The sequence below is a fragment of the Erwinia sp. TECH1 genome, from assembly GCF_054057575.1.
On the sequence record NZ_JBSRZK010000001.1, the window covers coordinates 1,778,751 to 1,802,913 of the forward strand.

22 protein-coding genes are annotated in these 24,163 nt (G+C 57.1%); 10 read left to right on the forward strand and 12 right to left on the reverse strand.

The genetic code is table 11. The annotated features are described in order from the left end of the window. Positions 1-60: 60 nt before the first annotated feature. Genes ssuB through ssuE form a run of 5 tightly spaced genes read right to left on the reverse strand, consistent with a single transcriptional unit; the run spans position 61 to position 4,317 of the window. A complete protein-coding gene (gene ssuB / locus ACVWZ0_RS08315; protein WP_253454688.1) occupies positions 61-849 on the reverse strand; it encodes an aliphatic sulfonates ABC transporter ATP-binding protein in 789 nt (262 codons plus the stop codon). Further along, on the reverse strand, positions 846-1,637 hold the full coding sequence (gene ssuC / locus ACVWZ0_RS08320; protein WP_253454687.1) for an aliphatic sulfonate ABC transporter permease SsuC: 792 nt from the start codon (positions 1,635-1,637) through the stop codon (positions 846-848). Before ssuC ends, ssuB begins: the two co-directional genes overlap by 4 nt. A gap of 7 nt (positions 1,638-1,644) precedes the next feature. Next, the gene (gene ssuD / locus ACVWZ0_RS08325) at positions 1,645-2,790 is read right to left on the reverse strand and encodes an FMNH2-dependent alkanesulfonate monooxygenase (protein ID WP_253454686.1); all 1,146 of its coding nucleotides are present in this window, start codon (positions 2,788-2,790) and stop codon (positions 1,645-1,647) included. After that, positions 2,787-3,755, reverse strand: coding sequence for a sulfonate ABC transporter substrate-binding protein (locus tag ACVWZ0_RS08330; protein WP_253454685.1), 969 nt, complete (start codon positions 3,753-3,755; stop codon positions 2,787-2,789). The genes ssuD and ACVWZ0_RS08330 overlap by 4 nt, the downstream gene beginning before the upstream one ends. A 10-nt stretch (positions 3,756-3,765) precedes the next feature. Beyond that, positions 3,766-4,317, reverse strand: coding sequence for an NADPH-dependent FMN reductase (gene ssuE, locus ACVWZ0_RS08335; RefSeq protein WP_253454684.1), 552 nt, complete (start codon positions 4,315-4,317; stop codon positions 3,766-3,768). A gap of 374 nt (positions 4,318-4,691) precedes the next feature. On the opposite strand from ssuE, the gene pyrD reads away from it, so the two are divergent. Together pyrD and ACVWZ0_RS08345 are read left to right on the forward strand one after the other, a co-directional pair. Then, positions 4,692-5,702 carry a quinone-dependent dihydroorotate dehydrogenase gene (pyrD, locus tag ACVWZ0_RS08340; protein ID WP_253461041.1) on the forward strand — a complete coding sequence of 337 codons (1,011 nt, stop codon included), beginning with the start codon at positions 4,692-4,694 and terminating at the stop codon, positions 5,700-5,702. 162 nt (positions 5,703-5,864) lie between these two features. Continuing rightward, positions 5,865-6,407, forward strand: coding sequence for a cell division protein ZapC (locus ACVWZ0_RS08345; RefSeq protein ID WP_253454683.1), 543 nt, complete (start codon positions 5,865-5,867; stop codon positions 6,405-6,407). Here ACVWZ0_RS08345 and ACVWZ0_RS08350 read toward each other — a convergent pair. After that, positions 6,404-7,519, reverse strand: a complete 1,116-nt coding sequence (locus ACVWZ0_RS08350; RefSeq protein ID WP_253454682.1) for a YcbX family protein — start codon at positions 7,517-7,519, stop codon at positions 6,404-6,406. The two genes, ACVWZ0_RS08345 and ACVWZ0_RS08350, sit on opposite strands and share 4 nt — an antisense overlap. A 135-nt stretch (positions 7,520-7,654) precedes the next feature. Between ACVWZ0_RS08350 and rlmKL the strand changes: the two genes are divergently transcribed. The 6 genes from rlmKL to rmf all read left to right on the forward strand — a co-directional run bounded on the left by rlmKL (position 7,655) and on the right by rmf (position 15,603). Beyond that, positions 7,655-9,766, forward strand: a complete 2,112-nt coding sequence (rlmKL, locus tag ACVWZ0_RS08355) for a bifunctional 23S rRNA (guanine(2069)-N(7))-methyltransferase RlmK/23S rRNA (guanine(2445)-N(2))-methyltransferase RlmL (protein WP_253454681.1) — start codon at positions 7,655-7,657, stop codon at positions 9,764-9,766. A gap of 5 nt (positions 9,767-9,771) precedes the next feature. After that, on the forward strand, positions 9,772-11,679 hold the full coding sequence (locus tag ACVWZ0_RS08360) for an ABC transporter ATP-binding protein (RefSeq protein ID WP_253454680.1): 1,908 nt from the start codon (positions 9,772-9,774) through the stop codon (positions 11,677-11,679). Between the two features lie 14 nt (positions 11,680-11,693). Continuing rightward, positions 11,694-12,968: a membrane integrity-associated transporter subunit PqiA gene (pqiA, locus tag ACVWZ0_RS08365; RefSeq protein ID WP_253454679.1), complete on the forward strand. Its 1,275-nt coding sequence runs from the start codon at positions 11,694-11,696 to the stop codon at positions 12,966-12,968. After that, positions 12,955-14,595: an intermembrane transport protein PqiB gene (pqiB, locus tag ACVWZ0_RS08370; RefSeq protein WP_253454678.1), complete on the forward strand. Its 1,641-nt coding sequence runs from the start codon at positions 12,955-12,957 to the stop codon at positions 14,593-14,595. Before pqiA ends, pqiB begins: the two co-directional genes overlap by 14 nt. Continuing rightward, the gene (pqiC, locus tag ACVWZ0_RS08375) at positions 14,595-15,158 is read left to right on the forward strand and encodes a membrane integrity-associated transporter subunit PqiC (RefSeq protein ID WP_253454677.1); all 564 of its coding nucleotides are present in this window, start codon (positions 14,595-14,597) and stop codon (positions 15,156-15,158) included. The genes pqiB and pqiC overlap by 1 nt, the downstream gene beginning before the upstream one ends. A gap of 277 nt (positions 15,159-15,435) precedes the next feature. Next, complete coding sequence (rmf, locus tag ACVWZ0_RS08380) at positions 15,436-15,603, forward strand: ribosome modulation factor (RefSeq protein ID WP_125288886.1); 168 nt, start codon at positions 15,436-15,438, stop codon at positions 15,601-15,603. Positions 15,604-15,665: 62 nt separating this feature from the next. Here rmf and fabA read toward each other — a convergent pair whose 3' ends face one another. Then, on the reverse strand, positions 15,666-16,184 hold the full coding sequence (fabA, locus tag ACVWZ0_RS08385) for a bifunctional 3-hydroxydecanoyl-ACP dehydratase/trans-2-decenoyl-ACP isomerase (RefSeq protein ID WP_125288691.1): 519 nt from the start codon (positions 16,182-16,184) through the stop codon (positions 15,666-15,668). Between the two features lie 68 nt (positions 16,185-16,252). Further along, positions 16,253-17,998, reverse strand: a complete 1,746-nt coding sequence (locus ACVWZ0_RS08390; protein WP_253454676.1) for an AAA family ATPase — start codon at positions 17,996-17,998, stop codon at positions 16,253-16,255. A 183-nt stretch (positions 17,999-18,181) separates the two neighbouring features. Between ACVWZ0_RS08390 and matP the strand changes: the two genes are divergently transcribed. After that, positions 18,182-18,637 (forward strand): macrodomain Ter protein MatP, encoded by a 456-nt coding sequence (gene matP / locus ACVWZ0_RS08395; protein ID WP_125288689.1) that lies wholly within the window; start codon positions 18,182-18,184, stop codon positions 18,635-18,637. A gap of 105 nt (positions 18,638-18,742) precedes the next feature. On the opposite strand, the gene ompA is transcribed toward matP, so the two are convergent. Beyond that, positions 18,743-19,807: a porin OmpA gene (gene ompA, locus ACVWZ0_RS08400; protein ID WP_253454675.1), complete on the reverse strand. Its 1,065-nt coding sequence runs from the start codon at positions 19,805-19,807 to the stop codon at positions 18,743-18,745. A gap of 348 nt (positions 19,808-20,155) precedes the next feature. Beyond that, entirely contained in the window at positions 20,156-20,653 is a 498-nt protein-coding gene (sulA, locus tag ACVWZ0_RS08405; RefSeq protein ID WP_253454674.1) for an SOS-induced cell division inhibitor SulA, read from the reverse strand. Between the two features lie 199 nt (positions 20,654-20,852). Here sulA and ACVWZ0_RS08410 point away from each other — a divergent pair, with 199 nt between their 5' ends. After that, positions 20,853-21,476, forward strand: a complete 624-nt coding sequence (locus ACVWZ0_RS08410) for a TfoX/Sxy family DNA transformation protein (protein WP_253454673.1) — start codon at positions 20,853-20,855, stop codon at positions 21,474-21,476. On the opposite strand, the gene yccS is transcribed toward ACVWZ0_RS08410, so the two are convergent. Beyond that, complete coding sequence (yccS, locus tag ACVWZ0_RS08415; RefSeq protein ID WP_253454672.1) at positions 21,473-23,599, reverse strand: YccS family putative transporter; 2,127 nt, start codon at positions 23,597-23,599, stop codon at positions 21,473-21,475. The genes ACVWZ0_RS08410 and yccS overlap by 4 nt on opposite strands. Before the next feature lie 2 nt (positions 23,600-23,601). After that, entirely contained in the window at positions 23,602-24,048 is a 447-nt protein-coding gene (locus ACVWZ0_RS08420) for a YccF domain-containing protein (RefSeq protein ID WP_253454671.1), read from the reverse strand. Positions 24,049-24,163: the final 115 nt, after the last annotated feature.

The window sequence follows — 24,163 nt, forward strand, 5'->3', positions numbered from 1 at the left end:
CCGGCGTAAATGACAAAAAGCCCCGACAGTCGGGGCTTTTTCTTTTAGCAACGGCGTAAATCAGCGTTGCGCGTAGCGTTTTTCTTCTTCCACCGGCGAGCGTTTCATGACGCGATCCAGCACTTTCGCTTCCAGCTCTGCCAGCCGCACGGAGCCTTTACGGCGCGGGCGCGGCAGGTCGATTACCAAATCCAGCCCGATATTGCCTTCTTCAATCAGCAGCACCCGGTCAGCCATCGCCACGGCTTCGCTGACGTCATGGGTGACCAGCAGCACGGTGAAATGATGCTGCTGCCACAGCGACTCGATCAGATCCTGCATTTCAATACGCGTCAGCGCATCCAGCGCGCCTAAAGGCTCATCCAGCAGCAGCAAACCCGGCCGGTGGATCAGCGCGCGGGCCAGCGCCACACGCTGCTTTTGCCCGCCGGACAGCGCCGCAGGCCATTCGTTGGCGCGTTCCGCCAGGCCGACGGCTGCCAGCGCCTCCAGCGCGTCGCTTTTCCAGGCACGGCCTTTCAATCCCAGGCCAACGTTATCGATAATGCTTTTCCACGGCAGCAGGCGCGCATCCTGAAACATCAGGCGGGTATCGTCTCTGGCTTCGCTCAGCGGCGCGCTACCGGCCAGCAGCTCGCCGGCGCTGCTTTTTTCCAGCCCGGCCAGCAGGCGAAGCAGGGTGCTTTTACCGCAGCCGCTGCGTCCGACCACCGCCACAAACTGGCCGGAAGGAATATGCAAATCGATGTTATTCAGCACGGTGCGGCCGTGATACTGCTTGCTGACGCGGTTAACGATCAGAGGCGTACCGGCGTTAAGACGCGCTGGAGAAGACGTTAACTCGCTCATGCGTTTTCCTCTTTAAGTTGATAAGCCGGATGCCAGCGCAACCAGACGCGTTCCAGTAACAGCGCGCTGACGTCAGCCAGTTTACCGAGCAGGGCATACAGGATAATGGCAACCACCACGATATCGGTCTGCAAAAATTCGCGCGCGTTCATTGCCAGATAGCCGATGCCGGAGTTGGCGGAAATGGTTTCCGCCACGATCAGCGTCAGCCACATCAGGCCCAGGGCAAAGCGCACGCCGACCATAATGGAGGGCAGCGCGCCCGGCAGCACCACCTGAATAAACAGGCTCCAGCCGGAGAGGCCATAGCTGCGGGCCATCTCTACCAGGCCGCGATCGATATTGCGGATGCCGTGATAGGTATTGAGATAAATAGGGAACAGCGTACCCAGCGCCACCAGAAAAATCTTGGCGGATTCGTCAATGCCAAACCACAGGATCACCAGCGGGATCAGCGCCAGGTGCGGCACGTTACGCAGCATTTGCACCGACGTGTCCAGCAGCCGTTCGCCCAGGCGCGACATGCCGGTAATCAGGCCGAGGATCAGGCCGATGGAACCGCCAATGCTGAAGCCGACCGCCGCACGCCAGCTGCTGATCGCCAGGTGCTGCCACAGCTCGCCACTGGCCGACAGCTTCCAGAACGTAATCACTATGGCTTCTGGCGAAGGCAAAATACGGGTAGAAAGCCAGCCGGTCTGTGAGGCGATTTGCCACACGATCACCAGCGCAATGGGCAGTGCCCATGGGATCAGCTGATTGCCGATACGATTAAGCGGTTTGCTCATAGCCACCTCAGCTCTGCGACACTTTTTGTGGAGCGAAATCATGCGCTACGGCTTCGCCGTGCGCGGTAATGTTGTTCGGCTGCGGCACTTCCGGCACGTTCAAATCGAGATGCGGGAACAGCAGCTCGCCGACGCGATAGGCCTCTTCCAGGTGTGGATAGCCGGACAAAATAAACGTCTCAATGCCCAGATCGGCATACTCCTGCATCCTGGCCGCTACGGTAGCGCCATCGCCGACCAGCGCGGTGCCCGCGCCGCCGCGCACCAGCCCAACGCCCGCCCACAGGTTGGGTGAAATCTCCAGCTTATCGCGACGTCCGCCGTGCAGGGCGGCCATGCGGTGCTGACCAACCGAATCGGTTTTTGCCAGCGCGGCCTGCGCCTTAGCAATAGTGGCGTCATCCAGATGCGAAATCAGACGATCTGCCGCTTTCCAGGCTTCTTCATTGGTCTCCCGCACGATAACGTGCAGGCGGATGCCGAACTTCACCGTTCTGCCCTGGGCCGCCGCTTTCGCCCGCACCTGCTCAATCTTCTCTTTGACCTGCGCCGGCGGTTCGCCCCAGGTCAGGTAGACATCGACCTGTTCCGCTGCCAGATCCTGAGCAGGTTCTGAAGAGCCGCCAAACCATAACGGCGGACGCGGCTGCTGCACGGGCCGAAACATCAGCCGGGCGCCGCGAACGTGCACGTGCTTGCCTTCGTAATCCACCGTTTCGCCTTCCAGCACGCGACGCCAGACGCGGGTAAATTCCGCCGACTCAACATAGCGCTCACGGTGATCCAGAAAGACGCCGTCGCCCGCCAGCTCTTCCGCATCGCCGCCGGTCACCAGGTTAAACAGCGCACGGCCGTTTGACAGCCTATCCAGCGTGGCGGCCTGGCGCGCGGCCTGCGTAGGAGAGATTACGCCGGGACGCAGCGCAACCAGAAAACGCAGGCGCTGCGTCACGGGGATCAGCGACGCGGCCACCAGCCAGGCATCCTCACAGGAACGCCCTGTTGGGATCAGCACGCCACCAAAACCCAGACGATCGGCAGCCTGAGCAATTTGCTGCAGATAAGCGTGGTCGACAGGACGCGCGCCCTCCGTCGTGCCTAAATAGTGACCATCGCCATGCGTGGGCAGAAACCAGAAAACGGAAAGGCTCATTGTGGGACTCCTTGCGTAGCGGCGGCGACATGCCAGACACGGCTGGCGATATCGACTTTCACCGGCATTAAATGGTTAGCGTAAAAGAGATCGGCGGTATGCTGCTGGGCCTGTACGGTTTTCTCGCTGACCGGGCCGATAACGGTCGGCGGACGGTGATCGAGATAGCTGGCGATAACCGGTTTCGGCAGGCCGATAGTTTGCGAAAGCAGGGCAATGCTCTGCTCGCGATCGCTGCGGGTCAGCTCGTCGGCCTTGCTGAACGTCTCCAGCACCTGCTGCACGAAAGCGCCGTTGGCTTCAGCAAAGGGGCGGGTCGCCAGATAAAACGAACCGGTCAGGTTCAGCCCGTCGCCATCGGCCAGCACCCGCACGCCGCCCTGCAACAGCGCGGCGGAATAGTAGGGATCCCAGATAGCCCAGGCATCGACATCGCCCTGCTGGAAAGCCGCGCGGGCATCGGCAGGCGTCAGATAGGCAGGCTGAATATCACTGAATTTCAGCCCGGCTTTGGTCAGCGCGCGCAGCAGTAAATTATGCGAGCTGGAGCCCTTCTGGAAAGCCACCTTATGGCCTTTCAGTTCGGCGACGCTTTTAATCGGGCTGTTTTTGGCTACCAAAATCACTTCGGACTGTGGCTTGGGCGGCTCTGAGCCGACATAAAGCAGATCGGCGCCGGCCGCCTGGGCGAAGATTGGCGGAATGTCGCCCGTGCTGCCTAAATCGATGCTGTTAACATTCAGCGCTTCCAGCATTTGCGGGCCGGCCGGAAACTCAATCCATTTAATCTGCGTATGAGGGAAACGCTTTTCCAGCAGCTGATGCGAGCGGGCCAGCGCCATGCTCACCGACCCTTTTTGATAGCCAATACGGAAAGCGGCAGGCGCGGCCTCGTCCGCCAGCGCGCCGCCTGTGAGCAGCGCGCTGAAAGCCAGCGCCGAGACAAAACGTGTAAACAGGCTCATGGGCGCTTCCTTATACCGCTGCGGCCAGCCGCTGATGACGACGCGACAGCGCATACCAGAAGGTGTCGAGTGATTCCGCAATGCGTTCGGCAAGCAGCGGAGAGAGTTCGGGCTGGCGATCGTAATGGCTAATCTGGCTGTCGTCGGCAAACACGCCGTGCAGCACCTCCTGCGCCTTCAGCGCGTTAAGCACCGGTTTTAGCGCATAGTCCACGGCCAGCATATGCGCGATGGTGCCGCCGGTCGCCAGCGGCAGCACCACTTTATGCTCCAGCGCGCGTTCCGGCAGTAAGTCGAGCAGGGTTTTTAACGCGCCGGAAAAAGAGGCTTTATAAACCGGCGTGGCGACGATCAGCCCATCGGCGTTAGCCAGATCCTCTTTTAAAGCCAGCAGCGCAGGCGAGTCGAAGCGGGCGTAAAGCAAATCCTCTGGAGGAAAGTTATGCAGGTTCCAGGGGATCACCTCGGCGCCTCGTTGCTCCAGCGCGTGCTGGCACAGGGTCAGCAGCGCGGTTGACCGCGAAGGATAGCGAGGACTGCCTGCCAGAGTAATAACGCGCATCATCTCTCCTTATAACCAAAAGTTATTGATTAAAATAATTCCTGAACTTATGGAACTATCCTGGCAGAGTGTGACGGACGCCTTAAATGATTTATCCGGCATATTTAAGTTACTTTTTGACTAAGCGAAAAACAGATAACAGGAAAGTGCGGAAAAAGAGAGGGATGGGGGCACGCAAACGTTTTACTTTCCCGGCAAAGGACTTTACCATTTTCCCCCGCGCCTGCAGCGTTGCTGCGCATGTCGAAGGCCGCTGTTCTTTGTATCTGATAACGTATAAAAGCGAAGAAGGCGTGTCGACCGCACAGTTTTCAGGGTTGCTGAGGCAACCGTTAGTCCTTTTCCGGCCCGGCATTATGGGCTACTCAGGAGCGATCATGTATAACCTGGTTCGTAACGCGCTTTTTCAGCTCGACGCCGAGCGTGCGCACGAATTGACCCTTCAGCAGCTGCACCGGATAACCGGAACGCCGCTTATTCATCTGGTTCGACAAACTCTTCCTTTTAAGCCCGTCAACTGCATGGGCCTGACGTTCAAAAACCCGCTGGGCCTGGCGGCGGGGCTGGATAAGAACGGTGAATGTATTGACGCCTTCGGCGCAATGGGCTTTGGCTTTATTGAAGTCGGCACCGTGACGCCACGACCACAGGCGGGGAACGATAAGCCGCGTATGTTCCGCATCAGAGAGGCGGAAGGCATTATTAATCGTATGGGATTCAATAATCTGGGCGTGGACCAGCTGGTCAATAATGTCAGGCAGGCTCGCTTCGACGGCATTCTGGGCATCAATATCGGCAAAAATAAAGATACGCCGGTCGAAATGGGTAAAGAAGATTATTTAATCTGTATGGAGAAAGTTTATCCTTATGCAGGTTATATTGCGATCAACATCTCATCGCCGAATACGCCAGGGTTACGCACGCTGCAATATGGTGAAGCGCTGGACGATCTTTTGCAGGCGATTAAGCACAAACAGCAGGCGCTGGAAAATCAGCATCAAAAATATGTGCCGGTAGCGGTCAAAATTGCGCCGGATTTAGCTGAAGAAGAACTTATCCAAATTGCCGACAGCCTGGTGCGGCATAATATTGATGGTGTAATCGCGACCAATACCACGCTGGATCGTTCGCTGGTTAGCGGCCTGAAATACAGCGAAGAAACGGGCGGCCTGAGCGGGCGTCCGGTACAGCTGAAAAGTACGGAAATCATTCGCCGTCTCTCGCAGGAACTGCAGGGCCGGCTGCCGATTATCGGCGTAGGCGGCATAGATTCGCTGGTGGCAGCCAAAGAAAAAATGGCGGCGGGCGCCTCGCTGGTGCAGATATATTCCGGTTTTATTTACAAAGGGCCGCCGCTGATTAAAGAAATTGTCAGTCATATTTGATTAAATGCAGGCTTAACGGGGCCAGGGGGTTTATTTTCCCCTCTGGCTCGTTTATATTTTCTCCTGTTTATGCATTATTCAGACTATTTTGGCACGGGGCGGATCGCGTGTTCGCTGACCTCGCGATAAATAGCCGACCTGACGATCATTACGGGATACTTCATGAGGATTAAACCTGACGACAGCTGGCGCTGGTTCTTCGATGACGAACAGGAACGCATGATGTTGGCTATGGCGGAAGGCGCGCTGTTCCGCTCACGCTTCCCTCGTAAAATGCTGACGCCCGATGCCTTTAACGCCGCGCAATTCTCCGTCGACGACGCCGCCCTGTTTTCCACCTTCGCAGAAAAATGCCTGACGTGCGACCTGACCGAATGGCAGCGTACCGAGCTGGTGCTGAACGCGCTGGTTGCCCTGCGTTTTCTGAAGCCGCAGATGCCTAAAAGCTGGCACTTTTCCGCGCATCCGCGTCACTGTACGCCGCAGGATGGCGAGCTGGTAGCGGTACGCCTGTGCGAGACGGGCGAAGAAGCCACGCTGCTGGTGGTGGAAGCGGGCGAAAATGCCGCGCTGTGCCTGCTGGCGCAGCCGGAGCTGCAGCTGGGCGGCAAAACGATGGTGCTGGGCGATGCTATCAAGGTGATGCACGATCGCCTGCTGCCCGCCATCAGCCAGCATATTTTCACCTTCGCCCGCGCCGTTTAACGCGCCAACAGCACCAGGTCGCCGTCCGGGACGCAGCTACAGCTTAACAGCGTGCCGTCCTCGCGCAGCGCGCCTTTCTTCAGCGCCCGAACCTGGCCGGACGCCAGCCGGACGCGGCAGCTGCCGCAAACGCCCGCACGGCAGGAGTAGGGGATGCGATAACCCTGCATCTCCAGCTGCTCCAGTAAAACCTGCTGATTGTTGCCGCTGAAGCGCTCGCCTTCCCAGCTGAGGGTGACGCTTTCCTGCGCTGCGGCAACCGCTTCCAGCGATTCCGCCACTTCACCCGCGCCATACAGGCGTGCCGGTTTATCGGCAACCACCTCCAGCTCGTCACCCACCCGCACGATGCCGCTGTTGCGTGCCACCAGGTTGATACCAAAATCGACATCGCCGCTGCCATCCATCGCGGTACGAAATTTTTGCAGGGTTGTCAGCGGCTCGCCGGTGGGATGCCTGCGGCCGCGCTCCGTGCTGACAGTGGTAAAAATGCAGCGGCTGCAAGGTTTCGGTGCGTCAAAAAGGATGCCGCCGATGCGCACCGTTGCCCAGCGATCTTCCGCCCATGCCGTCGTGCCCGTTACCACCAGGTTTGGACGGAACTGCTCCAACTTTACGCCGGCCGGGCAACGCTTACGTAAATCGTGCAGCGAGGCCTCATTAATCAGCAAATAAGGATAGCCGTCGGCAAAGCCCAGCGGCACCTCGCTAAATCGCTGCACGCGCCGGGTCATCTCTGGTCCTACCCAGCGAAGCTGCACGGGACGCGGAAAAAAGCCGCTCAGCCAGCTGTTGATTGGCGCAGGCGCAATCAGCGCGGTGAAATGGTTGCCCCAGACTTCCACCGGCGCAGGCTCGGCGGCGAAATCCGCAAAGCGAACGGTGGCGCTGCTGCCGTCCGGCGCCGCCAGCAGCAGACCGTCCGGCAGCAGCGCGGGCGTAAAAAGCACCATTTCAGGATACTGACGCGCTGTAATAAAGGTGCCGTCCGCCTCGGTAAGCATAAAAATACGATCGAAGGCCAGGCCGCTGGCAAGCGCCTGAGCATGAGAAACCTGCGTGCCACGCATGGATTTTACGGGATGAATAAACAGACGGGACAGGCTAATCATGGTGCTCTCCAGCAGGAAAGAAAACGCCAGCGCGAAAAAAGAGCCGGGAGCGGCTGACGAAAAGAAGCTAACTTTATGACATGCGCCCCGGATTAGCTATAATGCGCAGCAATTTTCCAGATGATAAGTGATGTTATGAATTCTCTGTTTGCCAGTACGGCGCGTGGGCTCGAAGAGCTGTTAAAAAGTGAACTGGAAGCGCTGGGGGCCGAGGGCTGCCAGATTGTCCAGGGCGGCGTACATTTTCAGGGCGACGATCGTCTGATGTATCAGAGCCTGATGTGGAGCCGCCTGGCTTCCCGCATCCTGCTGCCGCTGACCGAATGCGGCGTATACAGCGACCTGGATCTCTATCTGGGCGTACAGGCTATCGACTGGCCGGCGCTGTTCGGCAGCGATAAAACCTTTGCCGTGCATTTCAGCGGGCTGAATGAAGTGATCCGCAACAGCCAGTACGGCGCGCTTAAAGTCAAAGACGCCATCGTGGACAGCTTTACCCGCAAAAACCTGGCGCGACCGGATGTGGATCGCGAGCAGCCGGATATCCGCGTTAACGTCTGGCTGAACAAAGACAATGCCAGCATTGCGCTGGATCTGAGCGGCGAAGGCCTGCACCAGCGCGGCTATCGCCAGCAAACCGGCATGGCGCCGCTCAAGGAAAACCTGGCGGCGGCTATCGTGCAGCGCTCCGGCTGGCAGGCGGGCACGCCGATGGTCGATCCTATGTGCGGCTCGGGCACGCTGCTGATTGAAGCAGCGATGATCGCCAGCGATCGCGCGCCTGGCCTGCATCGCACCCACTGGGGCTTTACCGGCTGGAACAAATTCGACGAGGCGCTGTGGCGTGAAGTGACCAGCGAAGCGAAAGTGCGCGCTCGTCGCGGGCTTCAGGAAACGACGTCCCGTTTTTATGGTTACGATAACGACTCCCGCGTCATTGAACGCGCGCGCGTTAACGCCCGTCGTGCTGGCCTGGCGGAGCTTATCAGCTTTACCACCCAGGACGTGCTGAAGCTGACCAATCCGCTGGCGGAAGGGCCAACCGGCACCGTGCTGAGCAACCCGCCTTACGGCGAACGTCTGGAAAGCGAACCGGCCCTGATTGCGCTGCACAGCCAGCTGGGACGCCTGATGAAACAGCATTTCGGCGGCTGGAACCTGTCGCTGTTCAGCGCGTCGCCGGAGCTGCTGAGCTGCCTGCAGCTGCGTGCTGAACGCCAGTTCAAGGCGAAAAACGGCCCGCTGGACTGCGTACAGAAAAACTATCAGCTGGGAGTGAATACCTCCGGCGTGGCGCAGATTGCGGAAGACTACGCTAACCGCCTGCGTAAAAACCTGAAGAAGCTGGAAAAATGGGCGCGTCAGGAAGGCATTGAGTGCTACCGCATTTACGATGCCGATCTGCCGGACTACAACGTCGCTGTCGATCGCTATGGCGAGTGGGTGGTGGTGCAGGAGTATGCGCCGCCGAAGACCATCGAGCCGTCTAAAGCCCGTCAGCGCCTGTTTGACGTTATTGCCGCCACGCTCAGCGTGCTGGATCTGCCGGCAAACCGTCTGGTGCTGAAAACCCGCGAGCGGCAGAAAGGCAAAAGCCAGTATCAGAAGCTGGGCGAAAAGGGCGACTTCTTCGAGGTTTCCGAGTTTAACGCGAAGCTGTGGGTAAATCTCACCGACTATCTGGATACCGGCCTGTTCCTGGATCACCGCATCGCGCGTAAAATGCTTGGGCAGATGAGCAAGGGCAAAGACTTCCTGAACCTGTTTGCCTATACCGGCAGCGCCAGCGTGCATGCCGGACTGGGCGGCGCCAAAAGCACCACCACGGTGGATATGTCGCGCACCTATCTGGAATGGGCAGAACGCAACCTGCGTCTGAACGGCCTGACCGGCCGCCAGCACCGCCTGATGCAGGCAGATTGCCTGAGCTGGCTGCGCGAGTCCGACGAGCAGTTCGATCTGATCTTTATCGATCCGCCAACCTTCTCGAACTCGAAAAGAATGGAAGAGAGTTTTGACGTGCAGCGCGATCATCTGCTGTTGATGAAAGATCTGAAAAGGCTGCTGCGCAAAAACGGCACCGTCATGTTCTCCAACAATAAGCGCGGCTTCAAAATGGATCTGGAAGGCCTGGCCGAGCTTCAGCTGCACGCTGAAGAAATTACCGCGAAAACGCAGTCGCAGGACTTCGCCCGCAACCGTCAAATTCATAACTGCTGGCTGATTACTCACGCCGGTAAGGAATAAGTTTTATGTCACTGATCAGTATTCATGGCGCTTACCTCTCATTCAGCGACGCGCCGCTGTTGGATAACACCGAGCTGCATATTGAAGAGAACGAGCGCGTCTGTCTGGTAGGGCGCAACGGCGCGGGCAAATCAACGCTGATGAAAATCATCAACCGCGAGCAGCCGCTGGACGATGGGCGCATCATTTATGAGCAGGACCTGGTTATCGCGCGCCTGCAACAGGATCCGCCGCGTAACGTAAAAGGCTCGGTGTATGACTTCGTTGCCGAAGGCGTGAATGAACAGGCCGAGTACCTGAAGGCCTATCATGCGATTTCGCATCTGGTAATGAGCGATCCCAGCGAGAAAAACCTGAACGAAATGGGCAGGCTGCAAAGCATTCTCGATCACCAGAACCTGTGGCAGCTGGAAACGCGTATTCAGGACGTGCTGAAGCAGATCGGCCTGGACGGCGATGCGCCGCTCTCCTCGCTGTCCGGCGGCTGGCTGCGTAAAGCGGCGCTGGGCCGCGCGCTGGTCAGCAATCCGCGCGTGCTGATGCTGGACGAGCCGACCAACCACCTGGATATCGAAACCATCGACTGGCTGGAAACCTTCCTGAAAACTTTCCAGGGCAGCATTATCTTTATCTCGCACGACCGTTCGTTTATCCGCAATATGGCGACGCGTATCGTTGACCTCGATCGCGGCAAGCTGGTTTCCTGGCCGGGCGACTACGATCAGTTCCTGCTGGGCAAAGAAGAAGCGCTGCGCGTGGAAGAGATGCAGAACGCCGAATTCGACCGCAAGCTGGCGCAGGAAGAAGTCTGGATCCGTCAGGGCATCAAAGCCCGTCGTACCCGTAATGAAGGACGCGTCCGCGCGCTGAAAGCATTGCGCAACGAGCGCGCCGAACGCCGCGAAGTGATGGGCAAAGCCAATATGCAGGTGGAAGAGGCGAGCCGCTCCGGCAAAATCGTCTTTGAACTGGAAAACGTCAGCTACGGCGTGGCGGGCAAACAGCTGGTGAAGGATTTCTCCCGCCAGGTGCAGCGCGGCGACAAAATTGCGCTGATCGGCCCGAACGGCTGCGGCAAGTCTACGCTGCTGAAGCTGATGCTCGATCAGCTGAAACCGGACAGCGGTCGCGTGCATATCGGCACCAAGCTTGAAGTGGCCTATTTCGATCAGCACCGGACGGAACTCGACCCCGATCGCACGGTGATGGATAACCTGGCGGAAGGCAAGCAGGAAGTGATGGTGAACGGCAAGCCGCGCCACGTGCTGGGCTATCTGCAGGACTTCCTGTTCCACCCTAAGCGTGCCATGACGCCAGTACGTGCGCTGTCGGGCGGAGAGCGTAACCGCCTGCTGCTGGCGCGCCTGTTCCTGAAGCCCAGCAACCTGCTGATCCTCGATGAACCGACCAACGATCTGGACGTGGAAACGCTGGAACTGCTGGAAGAGCTGATCGACGGCTATCAGGGCACGGTGCTGCTGGTCAGCCACGATCGTCAGTTTGTCGATAATACTGTTACCGAGTGCTGGATTTTTGAAGGCCAGGGCGAGATCGGCGCCTTTGTCGGCGGCTATCATGATGCTCAGCTGCAGCGCACCGCCTACAAGCAAACCCGCAGCGCGGCGCAAAGCGCGCCGGCCACGCGTCAGGAAACCGTAAAAAGCGATCCGGCAAAGCGTCCGGCGGCTAAGATGAGTTATAACCTGCAGCGCGAGCTGGAGCAGATGCCGCAGAAGATGGAGCAGCTGGAGAACGAGCTGGCCTCGCTGCAGGCGAAGGTGGCCGACGCCAGCTTCTTTGGCCAGCCGCACGACGTGACCCAGCCGGTACTGGATGCGCTTGCCGAGGCCGAACAGGCGCTGGAAAAGGCTTTCGAGCGCTGGGAATACCTGGAATCGCTGAAAAACCAATAACCCCGAGGTAATCTATGTGTTCATCGCACCAGGCCGACCAGTGGATGCTTTGCCCGCAGTGCGACCTGATGACACAGTTGCCGCCTCTCACGCCGGGCAGCAAAGCCAGCTGCCCGCGCTGTGATACCACGCTGGTCATGAACTGGGATGAGCCGCGCAAGCGGCCAACCGGCTATGCGCTGGCGGCGCTGTTTATGCTGCTTCTGGCGAACCTGTTTCCGTTCGTCAATATGCACGTGGCGGGGATGAGCAGCGAAATTACGCTGATGCGTATCCCGCAGGTCATGGTTTCGGTGGATTACAGCAGCCTGGCGACGCTGTTTCTGCTGTTCGTGCAGGCCGTGCCCGCGCTCTGTATGCTTATTATCCTGCTGCTGGTGAACCCGGTTAATCTGCCCACGCCGTTAAAAAAAGCGATGGCGCGCGCGCTGTTTCAGATCAAAACCTGGGGCATGGCGGAAATTTTCCTGGCCGGCGTGCTGGTCAGCTTTGTCAAACTGATGGCCTACGGCGATATCGGCATCGGCACCAGTTTTATTCCCTGGTGTTTGTTCTGCGTGCTGCAGCTGCGCGCTTTTCAGTGCGTCGATCGCCGCTGGATGTGGCAGCGCATTGCGCCTCTGCCTGCGTTGCCGGCGAAACCGGTGCCTGCCATCAGCGGCCTGGCGCAGGATCTGCGTTCCTGTAGCTGCTGTACAGCCATACTGCCGGTCGGACAACTCTCCTGTTCACGCTGCGGCACGCGCGGTCACGCCCGGCGCAGGCACAGCCTGCAATGGACAATGGCGCTGCTGCTGACCTCACTGCTTTTATATATTCCCGCTAACCTGCTGCCAATTATGATCACGGAATCCCTTGGCAGCAAAACGACGTCTACCATTATGGCGGGCGTGGTATTGCTGTGGGGAGAAGGCTCCTATCCGGTTGCGCTGGTGATTTTTATCGCCAGTATCATGGTGCCTTCGCTAAAAATGCTGGCTATCGGCTGGCTTTGCTGGGATGCCAACGGCAGAAGCAAGCCGCATCAGGACAGCGAAAGGATGCATAAAATCTACGAGGTGGTGGAGTTTGTCGGCCGCTGGTCAATGATTGATGTCTTTGTGATAGCTGTGCTCTCCGCGCTGGTGCGCATGGGCCAGCTAATGAATATTTATCCCGCGACGGGGGCGTTGCTGTTTGCGCTGGTGGTGATCCTGACGATGTTCGCCGCCATGACGTTTGACCCCCGTCTGACCTGGGATCGTGTCAGTACCCAAACTAAAGAGGAGCCAGGCATTGCAGGAAAATAATCATGGCGTGGCGACGGTTGATCGAATCAAACGTTGGTCACCAGTCTGGATCATCCCCATTGTCACCGTATTAATCGGTGCGTGGATCCTTGTTTATCATTTCACCCATCAGGGGCCGCTGGTCACGCTGATCACCACCAACGCGGAAGGCATCGAAGGCGGTAAAACGGCGATTAAAAGCCGCAGCGTTGATGTCGGCACGGTAGAAAGCGCCGTACTGACTGACGATCTGCTGCACGTGAAAATTACCGCGCGCCTTAACGCCGGCATGGAAAAACTGCTGAAAGGCGACAGCGCGTTCTGGGTGGTTAAACCGACCATCGGCCGCGAAGGCGTTACCGGTTTGGGGACGCTGCTTTCCGGCTCCTATATTGAGCTGCAGCCGGGCAGCAAAGGCGAACAGCCCGAACAGTATAAGCTACTGGATGCGCCGCCGCTGGCGCCGCCGGATGCCAAAGGGGTACGCATTACGCTGGACAGCGCGAAAGCGGGCCAGCTGAACCCTGGCGATCCGGTGCTGTTCCGTGGCTATCGCGTAGGCTCGGTGGAAACCAGCCAGTTCGACGCCGACAAACGTATGATGACCTATCAGCTGTTTATCGCCGCCCCTTATGACCGGCTGGTCACGACAAACGTGCGCTTCTGGAAGGACAGCGGCATCGCGGTAGATATGTCCGCTTCAGGTATGCGGGTTGAAATGGGCTCGCTGACCACGCTGTTCAGCGGCGGCGTCAGCTTTGACGTGCCGGACGGCTGGGATCTGGGACAGGCGGCGGCGAATAAAGCGGAATATAAGCTGTTTGACGATCAGCGCAGCATTCAGGATTCGCTCTACACCGTGCATAAAGACTTCCTGATGTTCTTCAGCGATTCTATTCGCGGCCTGCAGCCGGGCGCGCCTGTAGAGTTCCGGGGCATAAGGCTGGGAACGGTCGCGGAAGTGCCGTTTAAATCCACTAAAGTCGCGCAGCAGCTGGGCAACGATTACCGTATTCCGGTACTGATCCGCATCGAGCCGGACCGCTTCCAGAGTATGCTGGGCAAGGACTTTGATATTGAGCAGCACCTGAAGGACGGTATCAAGGCGGGTCTTCGCGCCTCGCTGAAGTCGGCCAACCTGCTGACCGGCTCGCTCTATATCGATCTGGATTTTGACAGCAATGCCAAACCGTTCAAAGGACCGGCCTCTTTTGCGGGCTATGAGCTGATCCCAACGACCAGCGGCGGACTGGCGCAGATCCAACAGAAACTGATGGATACGCTGGATAAAATCAATTCGCTGCCGCTGAACCCGATGATTAATCAGGCCACGGGCACGCTGAAAGAGAGCCAGCGCACTATTCGCGAGCTGCAAAAAACGCTGGATAACATCAACCAGATCACCGGCAGCCAGTCGATGAAAGAGCTACCGGCCGATATGCAGAAAACGCTGCGCGAGCTGAACGCCAGCATGAAAGGCTTCCAGCCTGGCGCACCGGCCTACAGCAAACTGGTTGGCGATATGCAGCAGCTCAATCAGGTGCTGCGTGAACTGCAACCGGTGCTGAAAACGTTGAACAGCAAGAGCAACGCGCTGGTGTTTGAAGCAAAACCCGGCCAGGATCCCCAGCCGAAGAGGGCGAAATAATGAAAAAATGGCTACCTGTGGCTTTGGTCCTGGCGCTGAGCGCCTGCAGCAGCACGTCCGATACCACCTATTACCAGCTGCCTGTGGCGGCGAAGGGCGCGGCCGTCAGCAGCATTGACGCCACGCGGCCAGCGGTTTTTGTCCAGCATGTTTCCGTTCCGGACTATTTGTCCGGTAACGGGCTGGTTTACCAAACCAGCGACGTGAAATATACGATTGCTGCCAATAACCTCTGGGCCAGCCCGCTCGACCAGCAGCTACAGCAAACGCTGGTGGCGAACCTGAGCCAGGCGCTGCCCGGCTCGCTGGTCTCGGCTTCACCGCTGGGCCAGCAGCAGGATACGCTCAACGTAACGGTGACCGGCTTCCACGGTCGTTACGACGGCCATGCGGTGATCAGCGGCGACTGGGTGCTGGAGCATCAGGGGCAAATCGTGAAGCGCTCGTTTACGCTGGCCCTGCCGCAGAAAGAGGATGGCTACGACGCGCTGGTCAGAACGCTGGCAGAAGGCTGGCAGCAGGAGGCGCAGGATATAGCTAACGGTATCCGCAGCCTTAATTAGAAAAATTAATCACTGGCGCTAAGCCCCGGTTTGTCGACAATCAGAAGATTGCACAATCGGGGCTTTTTTTATTGCCATACAGGAGGTTATCTGGTTTTCAGGAGAGTTTTCAGGCGATAAGTTTCCACTATCCTCGCACAGGTTTATGACATTGGCGTGAAATTTGCGCGTTGATCTTCAGCGAAAATGGCGTTAGAACTAAATTGTGACTGCGTATGCACTCACTGATTTCTTTCCACCAGATTCCACCTGACCTGAAGAGGGGATTACAGGCATGATGAAGAGACAGAAACGAGATCGGCTCGAACGGGCACATTCCAGAGGTTATCAGGCCGGTATTACCGGACGCCCTAAAGAGATGTGTCCCTATCAAATGATAGATGCAAGATCTCACTGGTTGGGAGGTTGGCGACAGGCCATGGAGGACAGGACGGTTACCGCGTAATCCGCTCTGTTATTGAAAAGGAAAACCTCCGCCCGGGCGGAGGTTTCGTCTTTTAAACGCGCTTAAAAAGCGGTGGTGTCCTTGAACAGACCCACTTTCAGATCGGTAGCGGTATAGATAACGTTGCCATCCACCAGCACTTCGCCATCGGCTACGCCCATCACCAGCTTGCGGTTAATAACACGCTTAAAGTGAATACGGTAAGAGACTTTTTTCGCCGTTGGCAGAACCTGGCCGGTAAATTTAACTTCGCCTACGCCCAGCGCACGGCCTTTACCTTCCGCGCCCAGCCAGCCCAGATAGAAGCCTACCAGCTGCCACATCGCATCAAGACCCAGACAGCCTGGCATCACCGGATCGCCGATAAAGTGGCAGCCGAAGAACCACAGATCGGGATTGATATCCAGCTCCGCTTCCACAAAGCCTTTACCGTAGTTGCCGCCATCTTCATTCATCTCGATGACGCGATCCATCATCAGCATGTTGCCAGACGGCAACGGCGGGCCTTCGGCACCGAAAAGTTCACCGCGACCAGAGGCAATCAGGTCTTCTTTTGAGTAGGATTTGCGTTTATCTACCATGTTCTTAATAAGCCTTATTTTATTGAAGCACGAAGGTTAGCTTACAGCTGTAAGCTGAGCAAGCCCGATTAGCTCTGGTTAAACCAGTTCAGCCAGCGCAGCGGCCACGGACGTTGCCGACCTTCCTGTTGGTTTATTTGCGCAATGCGCTCCTGAATTGATCTTAGCAGACAAGGCGCGTCTTCTTTGTCCCATTCGGTTTTGGTCAGGAGAGGAAGGGCTTCCTCCACGCTTTCCACCGCCCAGACGTGAAATTTTCCTTCCCGCACGGCATCCACCACTTCCTGTTGCAGGCAAAGGTGACGCACGTTCGCCGCAGGAATGATAACGCCCTGGCTGCCGTTCAGCGTGCGCTGCTGGCAGATATGGAAAAAGCCTTCGATCTTTTCGTTCAGGCCGCCGACTGGCTGCACGCGACCGAACTGATCCACCGAGCCGGTCACGGCAATCTGTTGCGTAATCGGCTGGCTGGACAGCGCGCTGATCAGGGCGCAGAGTTCGGCCAGCGATGCGCTGTCGCCATCGACTTCTGAATAGGATTGTTCAAACACGACCGAGGCGGAGAAGGGCAGCTGCTGATCAAGCTCCAGCTCCGCAATCAGCCATGCCTGCATAATCATCATGCCTTTGGCATGGATGTTGCCGCCCAGCTCCGCTTTACGCTCCACGTCATGGAACTCGCCGTCGCCCACGTGTACAACACAGCTGATGCGGGAAGGCTCGCCGAAGGCGCGGGGATGGCCGGGAAATTCGATAACGGAAAGGGCGTTGATTTGACCAATCGCCTCGCCTTCGGTTTCGATCAGGATCTGATCCAGCAGGATCTCGTCACGAATTCGCTCGGCAAGGAAGCCTTCGCGCCACTCGCGATTATCCAGCGCCGCCTGAAGGTGTTCGCCGTTGATCAGGTTTTCATCGCTGTTGGCCGCCGCCTCCTGGAACTGGCGAGCCAGCCAGACGGGACACAGCGGCAGCGTTTCCTGGTCGCCGGTATAGCGTACCGCTTCACGCATCAGCACCGGCCAAAGATCGTCTGCAATCAGCAGATCTTCATCAGCAGCGACCGAACGTGCCCACTTGATCCACAAAGCGAACGACTGCTCGTCGACGATCTGAATGTTATCCTCAAATTCCGAATAGAACGCCAGCGCCGCCAGCTCCGGCTCCATCTCCTGGAAATCAGCCAGCGCGTCGCGTTCACCGGTCAGGATAAGACGAAAATGCAGCGGCATTGGCGGCACGGCAACCGGCAGCGGCCGGGACTCGTCGGGCGAATGCCAGCTAAACTGGCGGGTGCTGAGGATTTGCTTCAGACGTAGCCAGAGCAGCGGCTGGGCCAGCAGGGCGCGTAAAGAAAGCAGTAGCGTCCCGCCGTTAGCCTTGTGCACCAGTCCGGGTTCAAGCGTTAACGTATTATTGTACTGACGGAAACAGCCGAACAGCTGTTCCGCCTCAATCCAGTCTGCGCTGTGCACGCCGCCCGTCGAGGCAAAATTATCCTGCTCCGACTCGGCCGGACGCCAGCTGACCGCCGCGCCGTCAATATGATAATGACCGCCGTACAGCGTCACGCTTTCATCATCAAAACCTGAAATCACGGTCTGCAGCAGAGCCTGATACTCCGGGTGCTCCGGCGTTTTGACCAGCATCAGCGGCAGTTTTGCCTGGCTGTCCAGCAGCAGGCTCAGCGTATTGAACAGGCGTGACTGTACTTCGGAAAAGTAACAGGGATCATCAGGAAGCTCGGAGAAAAGCGACTGAACGCTGTCGGTATCGGGCTGCAGGGCGCGCCATTCAAGTTGGTTGTTGATCAAAGTTATCGTTTTTTTCTTAAAATGAGTAATACGCCATTATACAAGATTTCAGCCTGTTAAGCATCGCTGAGTTCTTCTTTGCACCCTTACGGGCCGCAATTGCGAGTTCGCTCTGGTTTTCCGTGCGGCTATGTTAAAAAAGCTGTTATTCTAAATAGGTTACAGGTTTAGCATGAGATCCCGATGAAATACCAGCAACTGGAAAACCTTGAAAGCGGATGGAAGTGGACATACCTGGTGAAAAAACACCGGGAAGGTGAAGCGATCACGCGTTATCTGGAGCGAAGCGCGGCCCAGGCTGCCGTCGGTGAGCTGCTGGCGATAGAACACAGCCCTGGCGAGGTAACGACATGGATTGCCCGTCATATCAATCCGGCGCTGGAAAACCGCATGAAGCAAAGTATACGCGCGCGCCGCAAGCGTCACTTTAATGCAGAACATCAGCATACGCGGAAGAAATCTATCGATCTGGAGTATCTGGTCTGGCAGCGGCTGGCCGCGCTGGCGCAGCGGCGAAACGTCACGCTTTCGGACACCATTGTGCAGCTGATAGAAGATGCAGAGCATAAAGAAAAATATGCCAGCCAGATGTCTTCACTCAGGCAGGATTTGCAGGCGATCCTGGGCAAGCCGGATTAGACCTGTCGACGGTCTGCAATTACGGCCGGCGGGACAATAAGCAGCAGCGCGAAATAGCGCCCACAAAAAACCCCGCCGAAGCGGGGTTTTTATCAAAGCGTAAACTTAACCCTGAGGCTGAGTTACCACGTCTTTGATGCCTTTAACCTGGATTTCTACGCGACGGTCTGGACCCAGACATTCGATCAGGGCGTTACGGCCTTTCACGCTGTCACAGGTGTTGCCGGTAACTGGGTTAGTTTCACCCATGCCACGTGCAGAGATCTTGTTAGAAGGGATGCCTTTAGACACGAGGTAGTCAACAACGGACTGTGCACGTTTCTCAGACAGTTTCTGGTTGTACTGGTCAGAACCGATACGGTCGGTGAAGCCCAGAACCACGACGTTGCCGTCTTTAGGATCCAGAGAGCTCAGCTGGGTGTACAGCTGATCCAGAGCCTGCTGACCTTCTGGCTTCAGAGTCGCCTTGTTGAAGGTGAACAGCACGTCTGATTTCAGGGTGAAACGCTTGGTTTCAACAACTGGCGCTGGCGCTGGAGCCGGAGCCGGTGCTGGCGCTGCTTCATCCTGGCCGAAACGGTAGGAAACACCTACGCTCAGCATGGCGTTATCTGGACGGGTACCAACGGTGTTTGCATCACCGATGTTGTTAACCCACTGGTAGTCCAGACGGGTAGCCCAGTTTTTGGTTACAGCGTATTCAACACCTACAGCTGCCAGCGGAGAAACACCGGTGTCGTGATCGCTGATGCGAGTACCGTTGTTGTTCTGCGTGGAGTCAGCGCGCCATACCATGCCGCCCAGACGGGTGTACACGTCCAGATCGTCATAGATTGGGTAGCTCAGTTTCGCAGCCAGCTGAATGCCCTGTGCTTTGAATGCGCCGTTTACAACGTTGCCTTTGTTAGGCATACGACCCAGCCAGTCATAACCCAGTTCGAAGCCCAGGTACTGATTAGCCTGGTAACCACCGAAGGCACCTGCGCCCAGCTGGCTTTCGTGAGTTGGGCCGTCGTTGTTTGCATAACCGTGACCGTAGTAACCAGTGTCGTGGTACTGAGACCAGCCCAGTTTCGCACCGGTATACCAGGTGTCATCTTTAGGAGCGGCCTGCGCTACGGTAGCGAAGCCAGCCAGTGCCACTGCAATTGCGATAGCTGTCTTTTTCATTTTTGCGCCTCGTTATCATCCAAATAGGCAATGAGCTTTCATTAGCTCTTTGATTTAATCCTTCGCCGGGTTATGACGCTCGATTATGACTCATCCAAAAAAGGGAGATTATTGAGCACCCTGGCGACGTAAAGTCTACAACGTACCAGCAAACTTACAAGTAAGATGTGAAGGCGGTCTGAAAAAAAACGGCGTTTTGTACACATTTTTACACATTTGCGTACAGGACGGCGGGAGATAACTTCCGGGAAAAACGCGGCTAAACCATTGTCACGCCGGGTCATAGCATAATCAGACGCTTATCATGCCCGGCGAAGAAGTTTATGATGAGAAAACTCTTATTTTTACTTAATGATACAAACTCGACTGAATTTTTAACCCATTAAAGGGTCTGCACGCGACAATTTCGACCGGATCCGGTCGCATAATCAGACCTAAAGCCTGGCCGCTTAACGCTGCGTCATGGAGCCGACGACGATCTTCCTCGGTCAGTTCCTCAGGCAGCCAACCCAGCACCACGCTGTAGTTCCCCGTTTGCAGCGCTTTAATCATGGCCTCCAGCGTATTAATGGCCTGCCCCTGGACCTGCATCACTTTATTAAGCGGCAGCCCGGAACGCGCAAGCCAGCTGCGGCTCAGCTTTTGCTGCGGCGTCAGCCATAGCTGCCAGCGGGACTGCGTGCCCAGCTGTTGCAGCAAAGGGAGCAGTAGCATTTGCGTCATGCCCGGCTGATTCTCGCTGTAGATCAGTTCGCTGATCAGGCCAGTCGCTTCGCTATGGGATGAAGAGCGGGGCTGAGGAAAACGGCTGTTAACAGAATGAGATTTCATGGAATGAGTACGCATATCGGCTTTGCTCGCAGGTCACTGTATGGATATACAGTATAAGGGCGGTGAACAAAGATCAACCCTAAATTTTGATAACGTCTCGCAAAATCACAATGAAACCGGCTGTAACGGCAATTAGTAATTGAACCTGTTACCACGATTGCATACTTTTCATTTCTCACAGGGACGAGGGTGTTCTGTATACAGGGAGAAAAGGATGAGCCAGTCAAAAAAACAGATTGAAAAAGCCAGACGCCAGCTTGCCGAACTGGGCGAAATCGAATGCCGCAGCCAGTTCGGCGGCTACAGCCTGTCGATAGAGAACGTGGTGTTCGCGCTGGTAGCGGAAGGGGAGCTTTATCTGCGGGCCTGCGAGCAGGTAAAGCCCTATATCGTGGAGCGGAAGATGCAGCCTCTGCATTTTACTAAAAGAGGGATGCCGGTCGCGCTGGATTATTATCGGGTGGACGACCCGCTGTGGAAAGAGCACGGGCAGCTGGTGGCGCTCTCCCGGCTTTGCCTGCAGGGCGCACGCCAGCAGCGAACGCAAAAGCAGCAAAATCAGCGCCTGAAAGATTTGCCCAATTTGACTATCCGCATCGAGACGCTGCTACGTCAGGTCGGCATCAGCACTATCGCCATGCTCAAAGAGCAGGGCGCCAGACGCTGTTGGCTCAAGCTGTACGCCAGCAACAATAATTTGGGCATCAACGTCCTTTTCGCGCTGGAAGGCGCGATCGCGGGCCGCCATTACGAAGCGCTGCCGGAAAGCGTCAAAACCGAGCTTCGGCAGTGGCATAAGGAAACGCTGCGGCGCTGGGCCAGGCAGCAAAAGTCTTAGGCCAGCCCCTTTTTTTTCAACCGAACAATTTCCGGCAGCAGTGCAACCAGCAGGCCAACCTGCTGTAAGACCAGCGGCTCCTTTGTGTCCGGCGCCGCTTCCGCCGCTGCCAGGCGGGCGGAAAGATTGCCCAGCAGCCTGGCCGCTTTGTCTTCATCAACAATATCAATATGCAGCACGTCGTCGACGTAGCAGACCGCATCATCCATCAGTTGCAGCATGGCCGGGTTGGTGATTTTCTCGCGATGGGCGCCCAGCGCGGAAATATAGCTGAGAAAAGAGTGGTTCAGGCACAGTAGTCGGAAAGCGTCTTCACGCAGGCCCGCGCTGGCGTTTTTTTCGGCCGAAATATTAGACACTACTGAGGCCAGCTCGGCGTCGCAGTTGTGCGCATCGCGCCGGGCAATGCGGTAATCCAGGCGATTATCTTTGCCCTGGTGATACTGCACCAGAATGGCGTCCAGATAGCGGCAGTTGGCATTAAGCGTGCGATCCGCGACGGCGGAAAGCTGGCGGAAACGCCAGTCGGGCCAGATAAAGGCCACGGCGATCCAGGCTATGCCGCAGCCCAGCAGCGTATCGATAATACGCGGCAGCGCGATCTCGAACCCCTCACCAAGCAGGTTAAAGCAGCAAAGTACCAGCAGGGTGATAAAAAGCGTGGCGTAGGCATATTGCGACTGTCGGAAGGCGAAAAACAGCACGCCGGTGAGCACAATGAGTATCAGCTGTCCCTCAACAGAGGGGATCAGCCAGAGTAGCGGCAGACCAATCGCTATACCGGCCAGCGTGCCGACAATACGCAGCGCCAGGCGCCTTTTCGTCGCGTTATAGTTGGGCTGGCAGACAAACAGGCTGGTCAGCAGGATCCAGTAGCCGTGTTCCAGCCCGGTGATCTGGATAAAAGCGTAGCCGGTACAGAGCAGCAGCGACATGCGCACGGCGTGCCGGAAAAGCGGCGACTGCGGCGAAAGATGGCGACTCAGGCGCAGACGGATATCTGCCCAGCCGGTCAGGCCTTCACTGGAAAGACGTCCGTCGCTGTTGTCCTGCAAAACCTGCTCGGACTCGATGGTCGCCAGCTGGGCGTCGATAGCCTTAAGGTTATGCAGCAGGTAGTGCATGGCCTTAAGTTCGCTGCTGGCGGGTTGGTTTGCACTCAGGCGCTCCAGCGCGGCCTGAAGGTGCACAAAAGCGCGCTCAAAACGCGGATCGTGCTGCCAGGGTTCGCGCAGCAAGATAGCGTTGGAGAGCTGCTGGCAGGCGCGCGCCTGCATGGTTAACAGCCGCTGAAAGCGGAACAGAATATCGCTGTAGCGATACTCTTTGCGTAAGGCGTGATATTGCGCGTGGGAAGAGCTGGCGCGCTCGTGAATATCCTGCGCCACGAAATAATAGTGCAGCGTGCGGCGCGTGCTGCGCTGCCCGCGATCGCCACGCAGCCGGGACTGGATGGAAATCTTGGTTTGATTCAGCGTGGCGACCAGCTGGCTATTGGTCATTGCCGCTTCAATCAGCGAAGCGTCGTCATTCTCTTCGATGTCTGGATCGAAGAGACCTGCTTTCGCCTCCAGGTAGCGCGCCAGGCCTTCAAAGCAGCGCGCAATATTCTCCTGTAACGGACGTACGGGAAAAATCAGATGACCGATCAGCGTCAGCAGGTTGTACCAGATAGCTCCCGTCAACAGCAGCGAGGGCTGCAAATACCACTGGGGAAACAGACCAAGCCCCAGCAGCGTATAGACAGCGATCAGCAGCGCGCCGAAAGCAATAGTGGCGTAACGCTGACCCAGCGCGCCGAGCAGGATAAACCCCCAGGTAGACAGCGCCAGCCCAAGGGTAAACAGCCAGGGAAAAGGAGAAAGCAGCTCCACCGAGACGGAGGCCACGCAAAAGCAAACCAGGGTGATCAATAAATTGCGCAGCCTGCCGCTGAGGCGATCGTCAAGATCGGCCAGCGCTGCCGCCACAACGCCCAGCGTTAGCGGGATAGTCCAGGTTATCTGGCCCAGCCATAAAGGCACGCCCGCCGTGCCGGCCAGCGCAAAAAAGATGCGCAGGTTGTAGAGCAGGGCGCTGTTATAGGCATAGCGGCGCAGGCGTGGCGACAGCGACAGACGCATAGTTAGTTATACCGGCTGCGGGCGTTGGCTTCACGGGCGGCTTTGGCGACTTCAACGCTGACTACGCGGCGTCCGACCGGCCAGAGTGCGATAGCGGCGATCTTAAAGTGTGCGATGCCCGTAGGGATACCGATAAGCGTAATACACTGCGCGATGCCTACCAGGATATGGGTGACGCAAAGCCACCAGCCGCAGAAAATAAACCAGACGATATTTAATACGGTGCCGCCGGAGTTCAGCAAAACATTTTTTTTGCCGGGATTAAGCTCATCCACATGCACCGCTTCGTTGCCAAACGGCAGTAGCGAAAGCTTGGTGATTTCCCAGCAGGAACGGGTTAACGGTAGCGTAATAATGAAAACGATGCTGAGCAGCGTGGCAACAAGCCAGCCGAAAGTCGTGACAAAACCGCCCAGAAAGAAATTTAAAATATTTAAAACGGTACGCATCAGATAGGGTCCTCGCGCTGCGCGAAAAAAGAAAATTCAATACGTTGATTATACCGTGTTTTAACGCTGGAGCGGTACATCCTTGCCGGGTAAACTGTCCGGCAGATTAACCGCA